This window comes from Plesiomonas sp., assembly GCF_051650925.1.
Taxonomy (GTDB): Bacteria; Pseudomonadota; Gammaproteobacteria; order Enterobacterales; family CAMTGL01; genus Plesiomonas.
Map to the genome: position 1 here is coordinate 1 of NZ_JBOFRH010000184.1, position 1,588 is coordinate 1,588.

At 50.4% G+C, this 1,588-nt stretch carries 2 protein-coding genes; both read right to left on the reverse strand.

Going from position 1 to position 1,588, the window contains the following annotated elements; translation table 11 throughout:
• Window positions 1-17: 17 nt before the first annotated feature.
• Window positions 18-848 carry an SDR family oxidoreductase gene (locus ACRC27_RS04255; protein WP_438629386.1) on the reverse strand — a complete coding sequence of 277 codons (831 nt, stop codon included), beginning with the start codon at window positions 846-848 and terminating at the stop codon, window positions 18-20.
• A 125-nt stretch (window positions 849-973) separates the two neighbouring features.
• A partial coding sequence (gene pgl, locus ACRC27_RS04260; protein ID WP_438639268.1) for a 6-phosphogluconolactonase occupies window positions 974-1,588 on the reverse strand: 615 nt, incomplete at its 5' end.

The following is a 1,588-nucleotide window of genomic DNA, read 5'->3' on the forward strand; positions in this document are numbered from 1 at the left end:
ATTTAAAACAGCATGCTTTAAAATAGCATAGTGAACGGGTCTGGGTAGTGATAGGTAAACCCTTGCTCACGGCAGATTTTATTACCATTGATAATCCGCGAACGGCCAGCCAGATCCGGCAAAAAAGTGGGCGCATCAAGCCCCAAATTTTTAGCTATCTGCGGATAAAATGCCGAGCGGACCGGATGCTCTGGTGCGCACAAATTATAGGTTTGCCCTTCTGGTAAACGGCACTCAATCAGCCGTGAAATGGCCGTAATGCAGTCATCAAGATGCACCAAATTCACACCCTGCGCGCCTTCTGGCAGATTTTGCTTTCCGGCTAAAAAACGCCCCGGATGCCGATCGGGGCCCACCAACCCTGCACAGCGCAGCACATCTATCCGTATATTGGGCAAGCCATGCAACCAGAGTTCCAGCTCATACAGTTCACGTGCAGAGCCAGTTTCCGGATAACAACCCGATGACTCATCCACCTCGCCCGATGCTTTACCGTACACCGAGGTCGAACTGATAAAAATCAGATGCTTAACCTGATTAGCCAGTGCGCTGTCAACCCAGTTTTGTATGGCCTCAAGATAAAACTGTGCGCGGTAATTTTTACGGCCAGGCGGAATATTCACCACCATAGTATCAACGTTCAGCAGCGTATCGAGATCAGTATCATCACACTCAATCTGCGGATTGAGGTTGAGTAAGTAGCTTTCGATACCACTTAGCTGTGCCGCTGCCACCCCGTCTGCCGTTGTTTTACTGCCCACTACCGCATAACCGGCTGACTGTAGATGCATAGCCAGTGGCATGCCTAACCAGCCCAAACCGATAATCGAGATTTTCTTGTTATCCATACTCTTATCCCTCAATAACACTCTTAAACGCGTTGGAATAAGCACTGGCCTGCGTACAAAGTTGCTGTTTTTTTCATATCAACACCTACACAACAAACCAGCCTGATAGACAGGCGCACCTGCATTTATGCAGTCCAGAATACCGAAACCGGAGTCTGCGTTTGCGCCAATATTGCCCGTACCGGCATCGTATTCACATCAGAACCCTGCATAGCCGCATCATACACACTGCGCTTGCCCTCTCCGACCACATGCACATAAATCTGACGGCTATTAAGCAACGCAGGCAGTGTCAGCGTAATACGGTCTAATGGCGCAGTTAACGGCGTCATCCCCATACAGACTTTGCCTGAATCCATATCCAGCGCTGCCGCCAGATTATCAGCACCAGGAAACAGTGACGCAGTATGCCCGTCATCACCCATTCCTAAAATCACCGCATCAAACGGGCGCGGAAAACCAGCTAAACGCTCGGCAGCCAGATCTGCACCTTCAAACGGCGTAGCACAGCTATTTTTTAACCCACAAAACGTCGCTGCCGCCGCATAACCCTGCAACAGATGCGCTTTAACCAGTTTCTCATTACTGGCCTCATCATGCTCATCTACCCAGCGCTCATCGGCCAGCGTGATAAACACACAAGACCAGTCAATATCAACCTGCGTTAACGCACGGAACAACCCCGTTGGCGTGCGCCCGCCTGAAACCACTAAACTGGCAGCACCCCGTTTGGCAATGCC